Below are 20,797 nucleotides of genomic sequence, written 5' to 3' on the forward strand. Positions count from 1 at the left end.
GCACCGGCCACCCCGCGGTGTGCGCGAGCTCGCTGATCGCCTCGGCCGACGCCGGCGGATCGGCGGTGAGCAGATCGAGGAGCCGGGCCCGCCGCTGCTGCAACTCGCCCGCCCGGTGCAGCCGTGCCTCCGTGTAGCCCGCGGTCGTCGCGGCCGCCATCTCGTCCAGATGCAGGAACAGCGCCTCGCCGAAGGCGGCCAGCACATTGCGCGGCAGCAGTTCGGCGTCGACCAGCGCGTTGATCCGACGCCACGTCACCCGCGCGCCGAGCCGCAGAGCGGACTGGAACGAGTCGAGACTGCGCCCCTCGTCCGCCTCGCCGCGCCCGATGCGCCGGTAGGTCTCCTTCACCGGCTCCCAGTCGGTGTCCGGCTGCGCCATCCGTTCCAGGAACCCCTGCAGGGCGTGCTCGACACCCCGCTGTACGACCTGCATGTACGTGTCGTCCGTCGGGCGCGCGTACTCCGGGATCTCGGTCTTGATCGCCCGTACGACCTCTTCCCTGATGTCGGTGAAGAACGGCCGGAGATGGTGGTGCAGGCCCGAAGGGATCGCCTTGAAGGGGCCGTTGGGCTCGTCGTCCGTCTCCTGGACGGCCACCGCGTCCGTCGCGTCCACCGCGTCCACCGCGTCCACCGCGTCCACCGCGCCCGCCACGTCCGCCACGTCCGCCACGTCCGCCACGGAGTCTGTCGCCTCGACCGCTCCGCGGCCCGCGTCCTCGCTCTCCGAGGTGTCGAGTCCGGTCATCGCTGCGGCTCCCTTCGGCGGGCGCGGTCGGGGGCTCGGAGACGATACCGGCAATTGACGTGCTCCCTGGCCTAAAGTCCAGGGATTCCGGCCTGGGTCGTCTGACCCTTCCGGGGGCTTCCTGCTTCAACGCGCTGTGCCGGGACTTTCGTCCTGGTCTTACCGGCGCTCTGTGAGGCGTTTGGCGTCTCCGCCCGTCCGGCGGCGACGGTACGGCGTCCTTCGAAGAGGACGTTGTGGGCTGCGTTGTGGTCGCGGTCGTGCACGATGCCGCAGACGCCGCACGTCCACTCCCGGACGTGCAGGGGCTTGGGACCGTCCCGGAATCCGCAGGCCGAGCAGACCTGAGACGACGGGAAAGCGCGGTCCACCCTGGCGAAGGTACGGCCGTGCCTGACCGCCTTGTACTCCAGCATGCCGACGAACGCGGACCATCCCGCGTCGTGCACGGACTTGGCGAGCCGGGTGCGGCCGAGAGCGGACACCGCGAGGTCTTCCACGTACACCGCTTGGCTGTCGCGACGACGTGTCAGCGGTCGTCCTGCAACAGTCCCTCCGGGACCTGGACACCGCCTACAAGAACTTCTTCGCCACACCACGCGGGCACACCCGAACGCCTGAAGCGCCGTTGGCGATCGTCCGCCAGTACATCGAGCAGCACAAACGCCCACTCTGAGGTTGCACGCCAGAGCAGTGTTGAGATGCATTCATCCCCGGCGTGAACGCCGGGGCCTTCTGCAAGATCCCCGGTAACGAGCCGTGCCCCGTCAACGGCGGACAGACATGGGTGTGTGGATGGTCACGCGGTGACAACGGGGACCCGACGGCACCGGCGGTCGACGGCCCGGAGCCCCCGTGGATTGGCCCCGGGCGGCGAATCGGGGCCCGGTCTTTGTCAGCCGACTGACAGAAGCCGGGTGACGAACTGTCAACACGTCGTCTAACCCGACCGGCACTCCTCGGCGGACGCTGGGCCCGTCCCCCTTGCTTGCCCACCCCGCCAGGCAACAGCCCCTCGGCCCGCACGAGTTGGAGCCATCCCATGACCCCCGCCCGGCCGCCCGCCGACGCCCCACTGACGGACCACCTGCGGCACTGGGCCCGCCACCGCCCGCAGCAACGGGCCTTCAGCCACGTCGACTTCCCCGACACCGCGTCCCCGGGAGAGCACCGCACGCTCGGCTGGCGGGCCCTGGACGCCCGCGCCCGCGCCGTCGCCGACCGGCTGGTGACCCTCGCCGCGCCCGGCGACCGGGCCGCACTGCTCATGCCCCAAGGACTCGACTACGTGGCGGCCTTCCTCGGCTGCCTCTACGCACGCGTGATCGCGGTACCGCTCTTCAGCCCCCGGCTCCCCGGTCACGCGGGCGCACTGGTGGCCGTCCTCGCCGACTGCGAACCCGGCTGCCTGCTCACCGACTCGACCACCGTCACCGCGGTCGACGCCTTCGTCCTGGACCACGCGCTGCCCGCCGTACCGGTCGTCCCCGTCGACCGGCTCCCCCTCCAGCGCTTCGCGTTCGACGAGGTCGAGTCCGCGCCGGTCCCCGAGGACATCGCCTATCTCCAGTACACCTCGGGCTCCACCCGGGACCCCGCCGGTGTGATGATCAGCCACGCCAACGTCGTCGCCAACGCCCGCCAGGCCATCGACGCCTTCGCGGGCGACCTCGACGACCCCGGCGCCACCACGACCGTCGGCTGGCTGCCCCTCTTCCACGACATGGGCCTGGTCCTCAGCGTGGCCGCGCCCGTCCTCGGCGGCTTCCCCTCCGTCCTGATGGACCCGGCGGCCTTCCTGGAGAACCCCGGGCGCTGGCTGCGCCTGCTGGGCGCGTACGACGGCACGATCAGCGCCGCCCCCAACTTCGCGTACGACTACTGCGTGGCCCGCACCGACCCCGGCTTGGTCGACGAGCTGCGCCTGGACCGCGTACGCGCCCTGATCAACGGCGGCGAGCCGGTGCGGCCGGGCACCATCGACCGCTTCCGTGCCGCCTTCGCACCCGCGGGCCTCGACCCGGCGGCGCACTGTCCCGCGTACGGACTCGCCGAGGCCACCGTGTTCGTGACGGCGGACGCGCCCACGGCGGAGCCCACGACGGTGGCATGCGACGCGGGCGCGCTCGCCGAGGGGCGGATCGAGAGCACACAGGACCGGGCGGGAGCGGCGGCCGTGCTCGTGTCCTGCGGCGCGCCCGTCGGCCAGGAGGTGCGGATCGTCGACGCCGAGGGCGTCGCGCTGCCTCAGGGGCGGGTCGGCGAGATCGAGCTGCGCGGTCCCAACATCGGGCGCGGCTACTGGAAACGCGCCGATCGGACTCTGCGCGACCCCGGGGGGTGGCTGCGCACGGGGGACTACGGCGCTCTGTTCGACGGACGGCTGCTGGTCACCGGCCGCCTCAAGGACGTGATCATCGTGGACGGACGCAACCACTACCCCCAGGACATCGAGGAGACCGTTCAGAGCGCCGTGGACCTCGTCCGCCGGGACCGGCTGGCCGCCTTCGGCGTGACCCGCGCCGACGACACGGGCGAGGAACTCGTCGTGGTCGCCGAGCACCGCCGCGAGATCGACCCCACCGAGGAAGAGACCCGCGCGAGGGAGCGCGACGTACGCGCCGCGGTCTCCGCCCGCCACGGAGTGCGGCTCGCCGCCCTGCTGCTCGTCCCGCCCGGCTCCGTGCCCCGCACCAGCAGCGGCAAGGTGGCCCGTGCGGCCTGCCGGGCCCGCTTCCTCGACGGCGGGTTCGATTCCTGGTGAGCCCCACAGGTACGGCTTGGCGCCCGGAGGCCGGACCGCACTCGTACGGCCGCAAGGGGCGTCAGGCTCCCGACGCGGTGTGGACGCGCTCACCTCCCACATAGGTCAGGGCGACCTTCGCGGACGCGATCTCCTCCGGCGGACCCGCGTACGGGTCGCGGTCCAGCACCACGAGATCGGCCAGCGCCCCGGCCCGTACGCTCCCGGTGTCGTCGAGATGGTTGGCGTACGCCGAGCCCGCCGTGTACGCCATGAGGGCGGCCGTCAGGTCGATGCGCTCGTCCGGCAGGAACACCGGCCCTGTCCCGTCCGGGGCCACCCGGTTGACCGCGACGTGGATGCCCTGAAGCGGGTCGGCGCTGCTGACCGGCCAGTCGCTGCCCGCGGCGAGCCTCGCCCCGGACCGCAGCAGCGCCCCGAACGGGTACTGCCAGGAGGCCCGTTCGGGCCCGAGGAAGGGCAGGGTCAGCTCGTCCATCTGCGGTTCGTGCGCGGCCCACAGGGGCTGGATGTTGGCCGTGGCACCGAGACGCGCGAAGCGGGGTACGTCGTCGGGATGCACCACCTGGAGATGGGCGAGGTGCGGACGCGTGTCGCTTCGCCCGTTGGCCCTCCGCGCCGCCTCCACGGCGTCCAGGGCGTCGCGCACGGCCCGGTCGCCCAGCGCGTGGAAGTGACACTGGAAGCCGAGGCCGTCCAACTCGGTGACGTACGACGGAAGTCGCGCCGGATCGATGAAGCTCTTCCCGCGATTGGCGGTGGCGCAGCCGCACCGGTCCAGATAGGGGTCGAGCAGCGCGGCCGTGCCGTTCTCGGCGACCCCGTCCAGCATCAGCTTGACGCTGCTGGCGCGGAACCGGCCGTGGCTCAACGCGGCCCGCCGTTGGGTGAGTTCGGGTATCTGCTCGGCCCCGCGCTCCCTGTCCCACCACAGCGCGCCGACGACACGTGCGGTCAGCGAACCGTCGCGGGCCGCGGTCAGATAGGCGTCCGACGGGTCGTCCATCCCCACGAACGCGCCGACCAGCGCGTCCTGCCAGGCGGTGATGCCGAGCGCGTGCAGCTCCCGCTGGGCGTGCAGCAGCGCGGCGAGCCGGTCCGCGGCGGTGGCCTGGGGAGTGTGCCGGCCGACGTACTGCATGGCCCCTTCCTGGAGCATCCCGTTCGGCTCGCCCGAGGCGTCCCGCTCGAACCGCCCGTCGGCCGGGTCGGGCGTGTCCCGGGTGACGCCCGCGAGCTCCAGTGCGCGGCTGTTGACCCAGGCGCCGTGGTGATCCCGGTTCGGCAGGTACACCGGCCGGTCCGGTACGACCGCGTCCAGCAGCTCCTTGGTCGGCGTACCGCCCGCGAAGGCCTCCATGGACCAGCCGCCGCCCGTGATCCACTCCCGTTCCGGGTGCGCGTCGGCGTAGGCCCGTACGGCGGCGAGGGTCTCCTCGGCGGTCTTCGCCCCCGTGAGGTCGCACTGACTGAGCTCCAGCCCCGCCGGGACCGGGTGGACGTGGGCGTCCTGGAAGCCCGGCAGGAGCAGCCGTCCAGCCAGGTCGACCACCTCCGTCGCCGGGCCGATCAGGTCGTGGACCTCGGAGTTTCCGACGGCGGTGATCCGGTCGCCGGTGACGGCGACGGCTGTCGCGCCGCGGCCTTCGGGTCCCCTGGGACCCCCGGGACCTTCGTGGCCCTCGGGGGTGAGGACCGGGCCGCCGGTGAAGAGGAGATCGGCGTGCATGTGCTTCTTTCCCTGGTTGGATTCAGTTGGATGTGGCCAGCAATTGGGGCGCGTCGGCGTCGGTGCCGTGTCCCGTACGGAAGTAAGGGGACTTGCGGACCCACTTCGCCCACGTGGCGGCCAGGAAACCGGAGGCGATCATCAGGGCGGGGGTGAGCAGAAGGAACCAGCCGTTGTCCGCGCTGACTTCGAAGTGGTCGGTGGACGTGTAGAAGGACCAGGCGAGATAGCCGCCGAGCGCGAGCAGGGCCGTCGCGCTCAAGGAGGGCAGGACCACCGCCCGTATCCCCTGTCGCCAGTCCTCCCGCAGCAGGTCCCGGAAGCGGGCGGCGGCCGCGAGGGCGGTGAGCGCGTAGGACAGCGCGACGACGATCCCGACCGCGTTCACCGTTGCCATGATCATGTCGGCGAGACGGGGAATCACCAGGGCGAGGGCGGCGACCGCCGTCGCCAGCGCGCCGATCAGCAGCGTTCCGGTCGCCGGAGTCCCGTACCGCGCGCTGACCTTGGACCACACCGGTCCGAGCGTACGGTCCCGGCTCATCGCGAACATCCCGCGAGCCGTCGGGATCACCCCGGCCTGCAGCGAGGCGACGGCCGAGAACATCAGGGCCACCAGCGGCAGCGCGGCCAGCGGCTGGGAGGCGAGCCGGTCGCCGAAGAACGCCAGCCCCTGCGCGCCGTGCCCGGCCAACTCCTGCTCCGACAGCACGCGTTGGAAGGCGACCGAGCCGAGGAGGAACAGCCCCAGCATGGTGACCAGCGTGATGAGCCCGGCCCGTGAGGCGTCGCGCGGGTCACGCACCTCCTCGTTCACGGTGAACGCCGCCTCGAAGCCCCAGTAGCAGAACACCGACAACAGCAGCCCCTGCGCCAGCGCCGACGCCGAGGGAATCGCGAACGGGTCGAACCAGCTCAGCCGGAACGGGTGCGGACCGTTGACGATGCCGTAGCCGCAGAAGCCCAGCAGCACCACGTACTCGAAGACGAGCAGCCCGCTCTGCAGCCGGGCCGCGGTCTTGACCCCGGTGACCGCGGTGAGGGTGACGGCGACGAGGACCACGATGCCCACCGCGGTCGTCTGGGCGGTGGAACCCGGGTCCAGCACCAGCCCCGCCACCCTGTGCAGCCCGGCCTCACCCGCCAGTTGGAGCATCGCCGAGCCGGTCACGGCCGTGGTGTACGCGAGGAACGCCACCGTGGCCACGATGTTCACCCAGCCGACGAGGAAGCCGAGCCAGGGGGTGAGTGAACGGCCCACCCACACATAGCCGTTGCCCGCGTTCGGCTCGACCCGGTTCAGCCGGCTGTAGGCGCCCGCGATCCCGAGGATCGGCAGGAAGGCCAGCAGCATGATGGCGGGCAGATGCAGCCCGACCACGCCGGCCGTCACACCCAGCCCGATACCGATGCTGGTGGTCGCCGCCGTGCTGGAGGCGGCGATGGCGACGCCGTCCACGACGCCGAGCGACTTGCGCAGGGACGGAGGGTCCTCACCGTAGGGCTGCTGCGTCATGGCCTGCTCCGATCGCACCCAGGGGGCCTGATTCCGGCCCGATGACCGGAAATGAAACTGCCCAGGGCCTTAACAGGTCAACGCCGTTGACATAAGGTGCCCGCACCGGAGGCGCAGAGCCCGTGCGACACCGGAGGCAGAGCCTGGGCGACACCGGAGGGAGAGTCCATGACGTCCATGAACGACCGGGTCGTCCCGCCCGCCGCCCGGCGGCGCAGGCGCCCCACCAAGACCGGAGTCGTGCTCTGCGAGGAGCTGATCGTCGAGACCGCGCTGCGGCTGCTCAAGGAGCACGGCGCCGACGCCCTCACCGTCCGCCGCCTCGGCCTCGCCCTCGGCGCCGACCCGACCGCCCTGTACCGGTACTTCCGCGACACCGACGACCTGCTCCTCGCCATCGCCGACGAACTCATCGGCCGCACCCTGCGCACCTGGCGCCCCACCGGGAACTGGCGCGCCGACCTGCGGGATCTCGGCCTGCGGATGCACGCAGGGGCGCTGTCGCATCCGCAGGCCGCGGTGCTCAGCTCCTACCGCGTCACCGGCCGGGTCCACGAGATCGAGGCCGTGGAAACCATCCTCGGCGTGCTGCGCGGAGCCGGTTTCCCGGACCCGGACGCGGTGCGGATCTACCACGCCTTCGTCGACCAGTCCCTGGCCTTCGCCGCCCTCGACGCGGCGAGCCTGGCGCTTCCGCGCGCCGCGCGCGACGCGGAGGCGGGCGTGTGGCGGGCTACGTACGCCCGGCTGCCCGCCGACACACACCCGCACATCGCGGCGACCGCCCGCCACCTGCTGGTGGACATGCGCCGCAGCGCCTATCCGGTGGCGCTGGACATGCTGCTGACCGCGGCGGCGGCCTGCCTCGAAGAGGTCACCGAGCACGCCGGTCACGCCGATCCTTCTCACGCCCGAGCAGAAGATCAGGAGTCCGCCCGCCCATGAACCCGCCCGCCCGCTCCCCGAAGCAACGCAAACACGACACCCTCCACCGGCTGGAGAACGACGTCGACTGCTGGGTGTCCACGGCCGACGGCGCCGGAGAGACGCCGTACCTGATCCCACTGTCCTTCCTCTGGGACGGCACCACCCTGCTGCTCGCCACTCCGGCCGCCAGTCCGACCGGCCGCAACCTGCGCGCGACCGGCAAGGTGCGCCTGGGTATCGGCCCGACCCGCGACGTGGTGCTCGTCGAGGGAACCGCCGAGGCGCTGGAATCCGCCGCGCTGCTGGACGGGGTCGGCGACGCCTTCGCCGAGAAGACCGGCTTCGACCCGCGTGAACTCACCACGGCGTACCTCTACTTCCGTGTCACCCCGCGGCGCGTGCAGGCCTGGCGTGAGGCCGACGAACTCACCGGGCGCGATCTCATGCGCGACGGGGAATGGCTCGTGACGGACTGAATTCCTCCTACGGGGTAACCGGGAACACAGCGGGCGGCGGCCGGCCGCCGCCCGCGCCCGGAACCCGTACGGAGGACACATGGCACTGGTCACCGCAGGCGTCGTGGTGCTGGACTGCGCCGAGCCCGAGAAGCTCGCCGCCTTCTACAGGGAGCTGATCGAGGCCGAGGAGACGGACGCGACCGCGAACCGCGTGGAGATCAGGGGCGCCGACGGCATCCGGATGGCGTTCCGCCGCGATGCGATGGCGACGCCGCCCAGCTGGCCGCGTCCCGAGAACTCCCTCCAGGTCCACCTGGACTTCCAGGTGGCGGACCTGGACGAGGCGGAACGCCGGATCGTCGGCCTCGGCGGGCGCCCGATCGAGACCAACGACCCGGCGAGCCCGTTCGAGGAACGCGGCTACGCCGACCCGTCCGGACACTCCTTCACCCTGCGACTCCTGCCGCCGACCACACCCAAACAGGGCTGACCGCCCGACCCGCGCCGGGCGGGTCTCGCGCGGGTCGCCGGTCCTCAGTCCCGGCTTCCCTTGTCCGAGGACGGCCAGACCTCCGTCGAGCGTTCGACGGCCTTCGCGCCCGTACGGTCGCGCGCCGGGCGGGTCTCGCGCGGGTCGCCGGTCCTCAGTCCCGGCTTCCCTTGTCCGAGGACGGCCAGACCCCCGTCGAGCGTTCGACGGCCTTCGCGCCCGTACGGTCCGCGGCGCTGCGCGCCACCGCGAACAAAGCCCCCTGAAGGGCCGCGGCGAGCAACACCTCGCCCCAGCCGCGGTCCTCGTCCAGGGCGTCGGGCGCGTCCTCCTCGTGGCGGATCGCCTTCCACGTCGCCCGGAAGGCGATCCCGGCCAGGGCGCCGCTCGCCCAGCCCAGCGCGAAGCCGAGGGGCTTGTAGGCGAGGGGGAGTTTGAGTTTCTTCGGCTTCTTGGACGCCTTCTTGGACACCCGGTCCTCCTTCTTGGTCGAGGCCGACGGTGTCACCGAATCCGGCCGCCGGGTAGAGGGCGCGGGCGTACGCCGAAGTGTGAGGCAGGCACGCCGGGGAAACCGGCCGAGGTGAACCGGAAACCGAACAAGTCGGACCGCAGGACGCGCGTCACCGTGCTGGTCGCCCTGGGCGCCAACCTGCTGATCGCCGTGGCCAAGGTGGTGGGCGGCCTCCTCACGGGCTCACCCGCGCTCCTCTCCGAGGCGGCGCACTCCGTCGCAGACAGCATGAACGAGGTGTTCCTCCTCGCCGCACTGCGCCGCAGCCGCCGCCCCGCCGACCGCCGGCACCCCTTCGGCTACGGCAAGGAACGGTTCTTCTGGTCGCTGCTCGCGGCCGTCGGCATCTTCGTGATGGGCGGCTGCTTCTCCTTCTTCCAGGGCGTCGAAGCGCTGCGGAACGGCGCCGAGGAGTCCTTCCACGGCTATGTGGCCGGACTGGCGGTACTGGGAGTCGCCCTGCTCGCCGAGGGAGCGTCCCTGTTCCGGGCGCTGCACCAGGTGCGCCGGCAGGGCGGCGGCGCGGACGGGATGCGCGACCCCGCCCTGCGTACGGTGGTCGCCGAGGACGGCACAGCCGTGATCGGTGTCATGCTCGCGATCACCGGCATGGTGCTGCACATGGTCACCGGCCAGGTCGTGTGGGAGGCCTGCGCCTCATTCGCCATCGGGGCGCTCCTCGTGTGCGTCGCCTGCCGGCTCGGCCGGGACGCGCGCGAACAGCTCATCGGGCGGGCCGCCGACGAGGAAGCGAGCCGTCGGATCCGGGCCCTGCTGGAGGCGCAGCCCGAGATCGACACCGTGGAGGCGCTGCTCACCATGGAGCTGGGCCTCGACTCGACCCTGGTCGCCGCCCGGGTCGACCTCGTGCCGGGCCTGGACAGTGAGGAGGTCGAGGAGGTCGCCGTCCGTATCAAAGGCTCCGTCGCCCACGCCGTCCCGGAGGCCGACCAGATCTTCCTGGACGTCACCGACGCGCGTGTGGCACGGGCCGCGGCGCGCGGTTCCGCGGCAGCGGAAAGCCCCGCCGCGACGGGGGAGCGCGGCGGGGCCTGAAGCACGGGTGCCCGGCGCGCGAGGGATCATGCGCACCGATTTCCAGGGAATTTCGGTCCGGGTCCGTCGGAATCTCTGTCCGAGTCGTTCGGACGGTTCTTCTGTCCGGGTCGGTCAGCCCGTCGGCTCCAGCACGAAGACGGGGATCTCGCGGTCCGTCTTCTTCTGGTAGTCGGCGTACGGGGGGTACGCGGCGACCGCGCGCTCCCACCACTGGGCCTTCTCCTCACCCGTGACCTCACGCGCAGTCATGTCCTGGCGCTCGGGGCCGTCCTGGAGCTCCACGTGCGGATCGGACTGCACGTTGAAATACCAGACCGGATGCTTGGGGGCGCCGCCCTGCGAGGCGACCACCGCGTAACGTCCGTCGTGCTCGACCCGCATCAGCGGGGTCTTGCGGATCTTGCCGCTCTTGGCACCCAGGGTCGTGAGAATGATGACCGGCAGTCCCGTGTCCAGCAGCGTGGTTCCCTTGGTGCCGCCGGAGCCCTCGTACAACTCCACCTGGTCGCGCACCCACTGCGTCGGGCTGGGTTCGTACTCACCCTCAAGAGGCATGACTTCCGTCCCATCGTCGCTCGTGCTGATTCTGTCTCGGCACGATTCAACACCAGCGCGGACGCGAATCTTCCGCACCCGGCCCGCAGACGCGCGAGCTCCACTCCTCATGGTGCGACGAGCATCCGTACCGCCAGCGCCATGATCACGGCACTCGACGCGAGCGCAGTGACCAGCCGTCCCCGGCGTCCCGTCAGCGCCCGGCCGAGCAGCGCGCCGCCGCCGGCGAGCAGGAGTTGCCAGCTCGCGGAGGCGAAGAACGCGGCGAGCACGAACACCCCCTGCTCCAGGGGGCGCACCGCCTCGGCCGTCCGGCTGCCGAGGACCAGGGCGGCGAAGTAGATCACGGTGGTGGGGTTGAGCAGGGTGATCCCGAGCAGGGTCAGGTACGCCCGCGCCGGGCGCACCGGGTCCCGTACGGACCGGGCCGCGAGCCGCTGTTCGCGGTACTGGCGCAACGCGCCGACAGCGCCCCGTACGGCCAGCGCGAGCAGCACCAGACCGGAGGCCCAGCGCAACGGCACGAGCACCGGTCGCAGCGCGGCGGCGAGCGCGGCGCCCCCGAGGGCTGCGACCAGGGCGTACAGCCCGTCGGCGGTCGCGACGCCCAGGGCGGCGCACCCGCCGGTTCTCAGGGACGTACGCGCGGTGAGAGAGACGAGATAGGTCGCGACCGCTCCGACGGGGATGGCGATGCCATAACCCGCGAGAAGCCCCGCGACGAGCGCGGCGGTCATGACCGGGGAAGCGAGGGCCTCCGCGGACGGCCGGGCTGCTGCTGGACCCGCACCGGACGAGCGGCGGAGGTCGGCGGCAGGAGGGCTTCGATCGTGGGCATGGGCAGATCCTGGGGCCCTCGAGCCGCCCGTGCAAGCGAATTACGCGAGGACGTCACCGAGCCACCGAAGACGGGTGTGTACCGTGGAGGTAGCGGTTGGATCGAGCCACACACGCGCCGTACGCACGGCACCCGGGCGGCGACCGAGGCCCGTGGGAGCCCGGCGGCCGCTCCGACCGGCGACGGCGTTCGGCCAGATGGTCCGTCCGGGGCATCTGGCCGAACTTTGCGTGGCTCCTATAGGTGCCTGGGGCATCTAATGAAGATCGGCAAGAGGGAACCATCGCTTGCGAGGTCACTCATGACAGAACCCGTTGCCTTCCCCCAGGACCGTACGTGTCCCTACCACCCGCCCACCGCCTACGACGCCCTGCGCGAGGCGCACCCCCTCTCGCGCGTCTCCCTGTTCGACGGGCGCAACGTGTGGGTCGTCACCGGGCACGGCACCGCCCGAGAACTGCTCACCGATCCCCGGCTCTCCTCCGACCGCACCCGCCCGGCGTTCCCGATGCCCACGGAGCGGTTCGCCCAGTCCCGCAACCGGCGGGTCGCGCTGCTCGGGCTCGACGATCCAGCCCACCACACCCAGCGCCGCATGCTCGTTCCGAGCTTCACCCTGAAACGGACCGCGGCCCTGCGCCCGCGCATCCAGGAGACCGTCGACCGGCTGCTGGACGCCGTGGAGCGGCAGGGCCCGCCCACCGAACTGGTCAGCGCCTTCGCGCTGCCGGTGCCCTCGATGGTGATCTGCGCGCTGCTCGGCGTGCCGTACGCCGACCACGACTTCTTCGAGGAGCAGTCCCGCAGGCTGCTGCGCGGCCCGGCCGCCGCGGACACCCAGGACGCGCGCGACCAGCTGGAGGCCTACTTCGGGGCGCTGATCGACCGCAAGTGGAAGGATCCGGGGGACGGGCTCCTCGACGAGCTCATCCACGAACAGCTGCGCGAGGGGACGGTGGACCGCGAGGAGCTGATCAGCCTGGCGACGATCCTGCTGGTCGCCGGGCACGAGACGACCGCGAACATGATCTCGCTCGGTACGTTCACCCTGCTGCACCACCCCGAGCAGCTGGCGGAACTGCGCGCCGAGCCGGCGCTCATGCCCGCCGCCGTGGAGGAACTGCTGCGCTTCCTGTCCATCGCCGACGGGCTGCTGCGGGTGGCCACCGAGGACATCGAGGTGGCCGGGGCGACGATCCGCGCCGACGAGGGCGTGGTCTTCTCGACCTCCGTCATCAACCGTGACGCGGGCACCTTCCCCGAACCGGACGCCCTGGACTGGCACCGTTCGGCCCGTCATCACGTCGCGTTCGGCTTCGGCATCCACCAGTGCCTCGGCCAGAACCTCGCCCGCGCCGAGATGGAGATCGCCCTGCTGTCGCTCTTCGACCGGTTGCCCGGACTGCGTCTGGCCGTGCCGGCGGAAGAGATCCCCTTCAAAGCGGGAGACACGATCCAGGGGATGCTGGAACTCCCCGTGACCTGGTAAGAGGCTGGCGGCCATGAATATCGAGATCGCCATCGACAAGGACGTCTGCATCGGCGCGGGACAGTGCGCGCTGACCGCGCCGAACGTCTTCACCCAGGACGACGACGGCTTCAGCGCGCTGTTGCCCGGCCGCGAGGACGGCGGCGGCGACCCGCTGGTCCGGGAGGCCGCGCGGGCCTGCCCGGTGGGCGCCATCACCGTCTCCGAGACCTGAGGACACTCGACGGGGACGGCCGGCTCGCGTCGGCCGTCCCCGCCGGCGTCGGCCCTATCGCCGCTGGGCCTCGACGAGCACCCGTGCCGCCCCGCCCGCCTGTTCGGCCGGCGCCGTGCTCCGTGTGATGCCCGCGGTGACCATGGCGCCCTCGGCCAGCAGGAACAGCTGGTCGGTGAGGGCGCCGGGGAGCCCCGCGGCGGTCACGAGGCCGCCCAGGTAGTCCTTGAAGGCTCCCTTGTGGCCGCGGACCTGGGCGGCCACGCGTGGTGAGGTCGCGCCGAGTTCGCCGTAGGAGTTGATCCAGGCGCACCCGCGGAAGCCGGGCTCGGAGAACCATTGCCCCAGCCATTCGAACACCGCCAGGATCCGCCGCCCGGGCTCCTCGTACCCGTCGACGTGCTCGGCCAGCCGCTGCCGCCAGCGCACGTCGCGCCGCTCGAGATACGCCTCGACCAGGAGCTCCTTCGCCGGGAACAGCTGATAGAGCCGCTTGAGGGAGACCCCCGAGGCGCCGCGGATGTCGTCCATGCCGACGGTCTGGATGCCACGGGCGTAGAAGAGCTCCTCAGCGGCGTCCAACGCCTGTTCGCGGGCGGCGGCGAGGGCCTGTTCGCGGGCTGCTGTGCTGTCCATACGGGGCTGCTCCTTGACGCGAGAACCAACGTTCTCTACGTTAGCAGCCATGAGAGAGAACGCACGTTCTCCAGTCATGTGATGCGCGTGGCCCAGATGTGCGTGTACCTGAAAGGACACCCCCATGAACGACCGCCCACCCCTCCCGCCCTTCACCCGCGAGACCGCGGCCCAGAAGGTCCAGGCCGCCGAGGACGCCTGGAACACCCGTGATCCCCACAAGGTCGCCCTCGCGTACTCCGAGGACTCGGTCTGGCGCAACCGCGACACCTTCGTCACCGGCCGCGCCGAGATCGTCGAACTCCTCACCGCCAAGTGGGCGCGTGAACGCGAGTACGCCCTGCGCAAGGACCTGTGGGCCTTCGACGGCAACCGCATCGCCGTCCGCTTCCAGTACGAGTCGCGCGACGCCGACGGGCAGTGGTGGCGCTCGTACGGCAACGAGCTGTGGGAGTTCGACGAGCACGGGCTGATGACCCGGCGCGAGGCCAGCATCAACGACGTACGCATCGAGGAGCACGAGCGCCGCATCCTCGGCCCGCGGCCGGAAGCCGAACGCGGGGACTCCTTCCCGGTCCACTAGGCACCCCGCGTGTCCGCCGGCGATACAAGCTCGGCCGTTCACGGCCGAGAAGGTGACTAGGGTTCCCACGTGACCGAACACGCCGAAAAGCCCTTCCTCTACGTCGTCGTGTGCGCGGCCGGTATCGCACAGGACGTCAGCAAACTGATCACCGATGCACAGGAACGGAGCTGGGAGGTCGGCGTCATCGCCACCCCGCAGGGGCTCGGCTTCTTCGACGCATCGGCGGTCGAGGCGCAGACCGGTCGCCCGATCAGGTCCGCCTGGCGGGCCCCGGGCGACCCGCGCCCCTTCCCGGCCCCCGACGCGGTGGCCGTCGCCCCGGCCACCTTCAACACCGTCAACAAGTGGGCGGCCGGGATATCCGACACGCTCGCGCTCGGCACGCTGAACGAGGCGTACGGACTCGGCGTCCCGATCGCCGTACTGCCTTGCGTGAGCGACGCGCTGGCGGCACACCCCGCGTACCGGGGGAGCGTCGAGCGGCTGCGCGGGATGGGTGTCCGGTTCGGCGACCGCTACTCCGGGGAGCCGGGGGAGGACGGCCTGCGCGCGGAGTTCCCCTGGGGCCGGGGCCTGGACCTGCTCGCTTCTCGCGCGTGACGCCCGGGGGTCAGGGGCGACGGTAGATCGTGATCGAGTGGCCGACGTCGTCGATGGGCGTGGCGCCGTCCAGCAGCGCCGCCAGACGGTCGTCGGCCTTCGCGGCGGCGGTGTCCGACACGGCGAGCAGTCCGTGCACCTCGCTCGGCGGCACCTTGCGCGGATCGGCCGCCTCGATCCCGTAGTACGAGGGCACACCACTGCCCTTGTAGACCAGCCAGACCCGCTCGCCCGGATACCGCCCGGCCAGACGGTCGGCCAGGCGGCCCAGGTCCTGCCCCCAGTCGACGTTCGAGTCGTGCAGCCGCAGATGGGTTCGGGAGGGTCCGCCGAACGCCTCGTTGGAGTACGGCAGGTAGTACGGGAACGCGCGCAGCGAACTGATCGCGACGAAGCCGACCAGCGCCGCCGTGACGAGGTGGGCCCAGCGCCGGCGCAGGGCGACGACCCCGGCCGCCGCCACCGCCAGGAACACCGGGACGAAGAGGGCGTATCTGACGCCGAGGTCCCGGGACCCGGTCATGGCCACGGCCAGCAGGACGGCCGGGGGGAGCAGGACGTACGGGGCGGCGGGCCGCAGCCGGGGTACGGCCGTCACCACGGCGAGGCCCATGAGCCAGAGAGCGATCATGCCGAGCGGCGTCTTCACCAGCAGCGCGGCCGGCAGGTAGTACCAGAGCGAGCCGTGGTAGACCCGTCCGAACAGGAAGCCGGTCCACACGTCGTTCTCGAAGCCGAACTGGATCCGCATCCCGTCGCGGTACGGCCGAGGCACCGGCAGCCAGTCGATGACGAGCCCGCGCAGACCGTGCACGGCAGGGAGGTTCGCGGGAGCCGTCCAGCGCAGCTGCGGGTCGACGACCAGGTAGGCCGCCCACACGACGGCGAGCGCCACCAGCACCGTACCGGCCGCCACGGCCACACCCAGGCCGACGAGCCGCGGCTGCGCGCGCAGGCCCAGGCCGGGCGTGCGGTGTGCCTGCCTGTAGGAGAGGAACACCAGGAGCAGCAGCACCGGCACCGCCGGCAGGGTGCTCATCTTGGTGGCGAGCGCCGCGCCGAGGGCCGCCCCCGCGAGGGCGAGGTGGAGCAGGGGTCGCCGGCGCCGGGCCAGCCATGCCAGCCACACCGAGGTCAGCAGGAATCCGGCCGCCGGTACGTCGAGTGTGGCGAGCGAGCCGTTGGTGATGACGTCGGGTGAGAACGCGTACAGCGCGAGGGCCACCAACCCGCCCACGGCGCCGACGAGTTCACGGGCGAACGCGAGGACGACCAGACCGAACAGCAGCGTCAGCACGATCACCGGCAGCCGCGCCCACAGCATCACCCGCCAGGGATCGTTGCCCGACTCGTACAGCAACCGCCGTCCGAGCGCCGTCTGATCGCCCGTGAAGTGGGCGTCCAGGTGCGGATGGGCGAACAGCAGTCCGGTCGCGATGATGAGCTTGCCCAGCGGCGGATGCTCGGGGTTGAAGCGCAGGCTGTGTTCCCGCACATAGGTCTCCGCCGTGCCCACGTACACCGGCTCGTCGATCGTCGGCGTCTGCTGCGCGGCCGCCGTGACCATCGCGACCGCCATCTGGGCCAGCAGGGCGACCACCGCCAGCGCGAGCAGCCACCGCCGGTGCCGCCGGAGCCGATCGAACCGGCCCGGCGGTCTTGCGGTGCTCGTGGGCAGACGGTCGCCCTGCCTGCTGGCCATGGATGTCGACATGCCCTTTGATACGTCCGCTCCGTGCGTACCCGCTCATCCGGAAACCACCCGGCTTCGCTGCGAGTATGCACGCTGACCTCTCCCGGCCCGGGGCAGCGTCCGTCAGCGCGTCCGGCGGACGTACTCCGCACTGCCCGGCGTCGACACCTGCACATCACGGCGCACGATGCTCAGCCGGTCCCCGTAGCGCGCGAGCGCCTTGCGCAGACCGCTGTCGGTGTACTCGATATCCACCACCCGGTCGTCGAACGCCTTTGCGTACGTGCCGCACTCGTCGTACTGGCCGCACTCCTCGGCCACCGCGAAGTCGAGCTTGGTCCTCGACCTGAGCCCGGCCAGTTCCGAGGTGTTCTTCTGTCCGATGGCCAGCCCCCGGGCGTGCGCGTGGGCCGAGAGGAGTGTGATGAACGCGGTGGCGTCGTTCGCCGTCAGCAGATGGCCGGAACGGGTGTAGCTGTCGTAGTTGTCAGGCTCGACGGCGTCGAATCCCTTGTCGGCGCATTCGTCGATCCAACGGTTGACCCGCGCGGCCACCCGCTTGCGCTCGGCGGGCGTGCGGAGGTCGAGGAGCGCCTCGTTCCAGTCACGGTCCATGACGACCTTGCCGTGCGCGTCCCGCAGCAGCAGATCGGCCGGCCACGCCTTCGACTCGTCCGGCTGGGCCTGGAAGGCGTTGACGTAACAGATGTTGTACAGGCCGGGCGCGGGCGAGTCCGAACGATCGCGGCTGACGATACGGACGCCGGACGGCGGCGGATAGGCGCCGCCGATCTGGTAGTCGAAGCCCGCGTGGAGCGGGGGGAGTTGTACGGCCTCCGGGCTCGGCGGGGAGGCCTTACCCTGCTGGGGTGGCGTCCCCTCGTCCGACCCGGTCGTACAGCTCACCAGCGTCGCGAGCGCCACCAGGGCGGCGGCTGCCCCCAGGCCGGTGACGCGGGAAACACGTTGGGCGGGAATGTCGGCTCCATTGATCGCGGGTACGGCCCCGCCTCGGACGCTCCCGCGGTCCTGGCGACTCTGGCCGGACTCGAACGGTGTCCGCTACCGGCTGGGCGCACCTCTGTGTGCCCGGCGCGGCGCCTGGGCACCTCAGGATCAAATCGTCTGGACGACGCCCGCGTCAAGGCGGCCCCCGCGACGCCCGCGCCGGTCACGGACCCGGCCCAGTCACATGACAGAAGCGCCTCTGTGACCTGCGGCATGATGCTGACGATCACCCTCTCGTCGCAGCCGCGGAACTCAAGGAAGGGGACACCTCATGCCCATCGGAATCATCGGTGCCGGAGCCATCGGACAGGCCCTCGCCTATCGGTTCGTGGCGGCGGGCGAGCAGGTCGTCATCAGCAACAGCCGCGGCCCGCAGTCACTGCGGGACCTCGCCGCCTCGATCGGCCCGGCCCTGATGCCCGCCACCGTCACGGAGTCCGCGAAGGAGGAGATCGTCGTCCTCGCCGTGCCGTGGCGTCGGCTGAGCGAGGCGGTGGCCGCCGCGGACGTCCTCGACTGGCAGGAGCGGATCGTCATCGACACCACCAACCCGCTCGGACCGCCCGACTTCAAGGTCGCCGACCTCGACGGCCGCACCTCCAGCGAGGTCGTCGCCGAACTCGTCCCCGGAGCGCGCCTGGTGAAGGCGTTCAACACCCTGACACCGGCGGTGCTCGGCTCCGATCCGCGCACCTTCGTCGGACGGCGGGTGGTCTTCCTCTCGGGAAACCACCCAGGGGCCAACGAGCGCGTCACGCGGCTGGCGGAGCGGGTGGGGTGGGCGGTCATCAATCTGGGCCCGCTGGCGTCCGGCGGACGGCTGCAACAGTTCCCGGGCGGCCCCCTGCCGACGCTCAATCTGCTCCTGGAGCCCTGACCCACGCCGTATTGTCAGGACATGACCGGAGACCGCATCGAACTGGCCGTACACGACCACGGTGGTGACGGCCCACCCCTGCTTCTGCTGCACGGAGCCAGGCGCACGCTCGCCGACTGGGCCGCTGTGGCCCCCCTCCTCGTCCCCCGGCACCGGGTGCTCGCCGTGGACCTGCGCGGACACGGTCTCTCACCGTCGGGGACCTGGAGTCTTCCCCGGGTACTGGACGACATCGAGGCGGTCCTCGAGCGCTACGACCTTCCCGGCGCGCTGCCCGTCGGGCACTCGCTCGGCGGGATGATCGCCGTTCTGTACGCGCTGGAGCATCCGGGCGTCACACCCGGCGCGGTGAACCTGGACGGATACGGCTGGGGCCGCCCCGACCAGTACGTGGGCCTCGACCCCGTGTACGTCGAGGAGCGTCTCACCCAGGTGCGGGAGTCGGCGGCCGCGACGGTGTCCGGCGAACCGCTTCCGGCCGACGGCCTGAAGGAACTGCTGGCCGAGCAGCGTGCACTCTCCGACCAACTGGGCATCCCCTACGAGCTGTTGGAGGCCGGCCTGCTGCGCAGCGTGCGGCCCGCACCCGACGGACGGCTGGAGGTGCGCCCCGGACGCGCGCACGTCCTGGAGATGCTGGCCGCCGTCGACGCACTCGACCTCTTCGACCTCTTCGACGCCTTCGCGAGGACGCGCCGGCCACTGCTGCTCGGACGGGCCGCGCGACCCGTACCGCCCGCCCCCGGCCTGCCCTGGTTCGACGAACTGATGACGGCGTACGGGAAGGGGCTCGCCAGGGATCTCGCCGAACTGGCCGCGCGGCGGCCCGCCGTGCGGGTCGTCGGGATCGACGGTACGCACGAGATGCTCCTGGAGAGCCCCGGCGCGGTCGCCCATGCCCTCCTCGCCTTCACCTCCGACGCGTTCCCCGGGTCCGGCTCATGACGCCGCTCGGTGACGAGTGGATCGTCGGCCGGGACCACGAACTGGCCCTGCTGTCACGGCTGGTGGACGATCTCACGACAGGGCGGACCGGGGCCCTGATGATGACGGGAGGGGCCGGCGCGGGCAAAAGCGCGCTCCTCGACGCCGCCGCCCGCATGGCCCGCCGGTCCGGGGTACGGGTGCTGAGGTGCCGGGGGAGCGAGGGCGAGTCGGGCCTCGCCTTCGCCGGGCTGCACCAGTTGCTGCGGCCCTTCCTCGACCTGGCCGAGCAGTTGCCGGCACGCCAGCGCGCCGCGCTGCTCGGCGTGTTCGGACTCGACGACGGCACGCGGACGGTCTCCGATCCCCTGCTGACCTCACTCGGCGCGCTCACCCTGCTCTCCGACGCCGCGGAGCACGGCCCGCTCCTCCTGGTGATCGACGACACCCACTGGCTGGACCTGGGCACCCTCGACGTCCTGGCCTTCGTGGCCCGACGCCTCGAAGGCGAGCGGGTCGCCCTGCTCCTGGCGGCGCGCGACACCGCCGTACCCGCACAACTCGACCAGATCAACCGGTTGATGATCGAGCCGCTCGATCCGGCCGCTGCCGGACGGCTCCTCGACCACCAGCCCCGGCCACCCGCGGGTCGGGCCCGCTCGCGCGTCCTCGAACAGGCGGCGGGCGTGCCCCTCGCCCTCGTCGAACTCGCCCGGGCAGTGGCGCGTGACCCGGCCGCCGCCCACGAGGACGCGTTGCCCCTCACCGACCGACTGGAAGCCATCTTCGCCGCCGACCTTCCCGAACTGCCCCCGACCACCCGTGAGTTGCTGCTTCTCGCGGCCGCCGCGGAGAGCGCCGAGCTGTCCGTCATCCTCTCGGCCGTGGGAGACCGGGCGACCCTGGACGACTGGCTGCCCGCCGAACGCGCCGGACTCGTCCGCATCGACGCCGACCGCGTCCGCTTCCGCCATCCGCTGATACGTTCCGCCGTCTACCGGGCCGCGACCTACACCGAACGCCACACAGCCCACCGGGCGCTCGCCGACGTCCTCGTCGGCGATCCCGACCGCCGTGCCTGGCACCACGCGGCCGCGGCCTGCGGCGTCGACGAGGAGGCCGCCCAGGAACTCGACGACAGCGCGGCCCGGGCACAGCGCCGCGGCGGC

At 71.7% G+C, this 20,797-nt stretch carries 20 protein-coding genes and 4 pseudogenes; 13 read left to right on the plus strand and 11 right to left on the minus strand.

Features of this window, described 5'->3' with window-relative positions; all coding sequences use genetic code 11:
• Together ABZ656_RS45785 and ABZ656_RS45790 are read right to left on the minus strand one after the other, a co-directional pair.
• Positions 1–751: pseudogene (locus tag ABZ656_RS45785) on the minus strand (hypothetical protein); the annotation flags it as partial.
• 71 nt (positions 752–822) lie between these two features.
• Positions 823–1,272: pseudogene (locus ABZ656_RS45790) on the minus strand (RNA-guided endonuclease TnpB family protein); the annotation flags it as partial.
• A 2-nt stretch (positions 1,273–1,274) separates the two neighbouring features.
• Between ABZ656_RS45790 and ABZ656_RS45795 the strand changes: the two are divergent.
• Positions 1,275–1,355, plus strand: a pseudogene (locus ABZ656_RS45795) (RNA-guided endonuclease TnpB family protein); the annotation flags it as partial.
• A 438-nt stretch (positions 1,356–1,793) separates the two neighbouring features.
• Positions 1,794–3,515, plus strand: coding sequence for a fatty acyl-AMP ligase (locus tag ABZ656_RS45800; RefSeq protein WP_360276894.1), 1,722 nt, complete (start codon positions 1,794–1,796; stop codon positions 3,513–3,515).
• A 61-nt stretch (positions 3,516–3,576) separates the two neighbouring features.
• Here ABZ656_RS45800 and ABZ656_RS45805 read toward each other — a convergent pair whose 3' ends face one another.
• Both ABZ656_RS45805 and ABZ656_RS45810 read right to left on the minus strand, forming a co-directional pair.
• On the minus strand, positions 3,577–5,244 hold the full coding sequence (locus tag ABZ656_RS45805) for an amidohydrolase (protein WP_360276897.1): 1,668 nt from the start codon (positions 5,242–5,244) through the stop codon (positions 3,577–3,579).
• Positions 5,245–5,266: 22 nt separating this feature from the next.
• A complete protein-coding gene (locus ABZ656_RS45810) occupies positions 5,267–6,760 on the minus strand; it encodes an APC family permease (RefSeq protein ID WP_360276900.1) in 1,494 nt (497 codons plus the stop codon).
• A 177-nt stretch (positions 6,761–6,937) separates the two neighbouring features.
• Between ABZ656_RS45810 and ABZ656_RS45815 the strand changes: the two genes are divergently transcribed.
• The 3 genes from ABZ656_RS45815 (at position 6,938) to ABZ656_RS45825 (ending at position 8,635) form a co-directional block, all read left to right on the plus strand.
• Positions 6,938–7,705, plus strand: coding sequence for a TetR/AcrR family transcriptional regulator (locus ABZ656_RS45815; protein ID WP_101403986.1), 768 nt, complete (start codon positions 6,938–6,940; stop codon positions 7,703–7,705).
• Positions 7,702–8,163 (plus strand): pyridoxamine 5'-phosphate oxidase family protein, encoded by a 462-nt coding sequence (locus ABZ656_RS45820; protein ID WP_101402547.1) that lies wholly within the window; start codon positions 7,702–7,704, stop codon positions 8,161–8,163. The genes ABZ656_RS45815 and ABZ656_RS45820 overlap by 4 nt, the downstream gene beginning before the upstream one ends.
• Positions 8,164–8,242: 79 nt before the next feature.
• Complete coding sequence (locus ABZ656_RS45825) at positions 8,243–8,635, plus strand: VOC family protein (protein ID WP_101402548.1); 393 nt, start codon at positions 8,243–8,245, stop codon at positions 8,633–8,635.
• Positions 8,636–8,679: 44 nt separating this feature from the next.
• Here ABZ656_RS45825 and ABZ656_RS45830 read toward each other — a convergent pair.
• Positions 8,680–8,766 (minus strand): annotated as a pseudogene (locus ABZ656_RS45830) (DUF4235 domain-containing protein); the annotation flags it as partial.
• Between the two features lie 23 nt (positions 8,767–8,789).
• Positions 8,790–9,107: a DUF4235 domain-containing protein gene (locus ABZ656_RS45835; RefSeq protein WP_101402549.1), complete on the minus strand. Its 318-nt coding sequence runs from the start codon at positions 9,105–9,107 to the stop codon at positions 8,790–8,792.
• Positions 9,108–9,218: 111 nt separating this feature from the next.
• Between ABZ656_RS45835 and ABZ656_RS45840 the strand changes: the two genes are divergently transcribed.
• Positions 9,219–10,205, plus strand: coding sequence for a cation diffusion facilitator family transporter (locus ABZ656_RS45840; protein ID WP_360276905.1), 987 nt, complete (start codon positions 9,219–9,221; stop codon positions 10,203–10,205).
• A gap of 114 nt (positions 10,206–10,319) precedes the next feature.
• Here ABZ656_RS45840 and ABZ656_RS45845 read toward each other — a convergent pair whose 3' ends face one another.
• Entirely contained in the window at positions 10,320–10,763 is a 444-nt protein-coding gene (locus ABZ656_RS45845) for a nitroreductase family deazaflavin-dependent oxidoreductase (RefSeq protein ID WP_101402551.1), read from the minus strand.
• A 107-nt stretch (positions 10,764–10,870) separates the two neighbouring features.
• Positions 10,871–11,500 carry a LysE family transporter gene (locus ABZ656_RS45850; RefSeq protein WP_101402552.1) on the minus strand — a complete coding sequence of 210 codons (630 nt, stop codon included), beginning with the start codon at positions 11,498–11,500 and terminating at the stop codon, positions 10,871–10,873.
• Positions 11,501–11,902: 402 nt separating this feature from the next.
• Here ABZ656_RS45850 and ABZ656_RS45855 point away from each other — a divergent pair, with 402 nt between their 5' ends.
• Both ABZ656_RS45855 and ABZ656_RS45860 read left to right on the plus strand, forming a co-directional pair.
• Positions 11,903–13,090, plus strand: a complete 1,188-nt coding sequence (locus ABZ656_RS45855; RefSeq protein ID WP_360276910.1) for a cytochrome P450 — start codon at positions 11,903–11,905, stop codon at positions 13,088–13,090.
• 19 nt (positions 13,091–13,109) lie between these two features.
• Positions 13,110–13,304 carry a ferredoxin gene (locus ABZ656_RS45860; protein ID WP_101403987.1) on the plus strand — a complete coding sequence of 65 codons (195 nt, stop codon included), beginning with the start codon at positions 13,110–13,112 and terminating at the stop codon, positions 13,302–13,304.
• A 54-nt stretch (positions 13,305–13,358) separates the two neighbouring features.
• Here the strand turns inward: ABZ656_RS45860 and ABZ656_RS45865 are convergent, their stop codons facing one another.
• Complete coding sequence (locus ABZ656_RS45865) at positions 13,359–13,940, minus strand: TetR/AcrR family transcriptional regulator (RefSeq protein ID WP_101402554.1); 582 nt, start codon at positions 13,938–13,940, stop codon at positions 13,359–13,361.
• 124 nt (positions 13,941–14,064) lie between these two features.
• On the opposite strand from ABZ656_RS45865, the gene ABZ656_RS45870 reads away from it, so the two are divergent.
• Both ABZ656_RS45870 and ABZ656_RS45875 read left to right on the plus strand, forming a co-directional pair.
• The gene (locus tag ABZ656_RS45870; protein WP_101402555.1) at positions 14,065–14,523 is read left to right on the plus strand and encodes a nuclear transport factor 2 family protein; all 459 of its coding nucleotides are present in this window, start codon (positions 14,065–14,067) and stop codon (positions 14,521–14,523) included.
• 69 nt (positions 14,524–14,592) lie between these two features.
• On the plus strand, positions 14,593–15,126 hold the full coding sequence (locus ABZ656_RS45875) for a flavoprotein (protein WP_101402556.1): 534 nt from the start codon (positions 14,593–14,595) through the stop codon (positions 15,124–15,126).
• Positions 15,127–15,136: 10 nt separating this feature from the next.
• Here the strand turns inward: ABZ656_RS45875 and ABZ656_RS45880 are convergent, their stop codons facing one another.
• Positions 15,137–16,705, minus strand: coding sequence for a phospholipid carrier-dependent glycosyltransferase (locus tag ABZ656_RS45880; RefSeq protein ID WP_360276922.1), 1,569 nt, complete (start codon positions 16,703–16,705; stop codon positions 15,137–15,139).
• A 237-nt stretch (positions 16,706–16,942) separates the two neighbouring features.
• The gene (locus tag ABZ656_RS45885; protein ID WP_360276914.1) at positions 16,943–17,743 is read right to left on the minus strand and encodes an endo alpha-1,4 polygalactosaminidase; all 801 of its coding nucleotides are present in this window, start codon (positions 17,741–17,743) and stop codon (positions 16,943–16,945) included.
• Between the two features lie 355 nt (positions 17,744–18,098).
• Between ABZ656_RS45885 and ABZ656_RS45890 the strand changes: the two genes are divergently transcribed.
• From ABZ656_RS45890 to ABZ656_RS45900, 3 genes are all read left to right on the plus strand, one after another.
• The gene (locus tag ABZ656_RS45890) at positions 18,099–18,704 is read left to right on the plus strand and encodes an NAD(P)-binding domain-containing protein (RefSeq protein WP_101402559.1); all 606 of its coding nucleotides are present in this window, start codon (positions 18,099–18,101) and stop codon (positions 18,702–18,704) included.
• Positions 18,705–18,725: 21 nt separating this feature from the next.
• Entirely contained in the window at positions 18,726–19,649 is a 924-nt protein-coding gene (locus ABZ656_RS45895; RefSeq protein WP_101402560.1) for an alpha/beta hydrolase, read from the plus strand.
• Positions 19,646–20,797 (plus strand): AAA family ATPase (locus ABZ656_RS45900; RefSeq protein ID WP_360276918.1); only part of this gene is annotated, 1,152 nt, incomplete at its 3' end. The genes ABZ656_RS45895 and ABZ656_RS45900, both read left to right, overlap by 4 nt.

Origin of the sequence: Streptomyces sp. NPDC007095, assembly GCF_040634475.1 — a bacterium.
Lineage (GTDB): Bacteria > Actinomycetota > Actinomycetes > Streptomycetales > Streptomycetaceae > Streptomyces.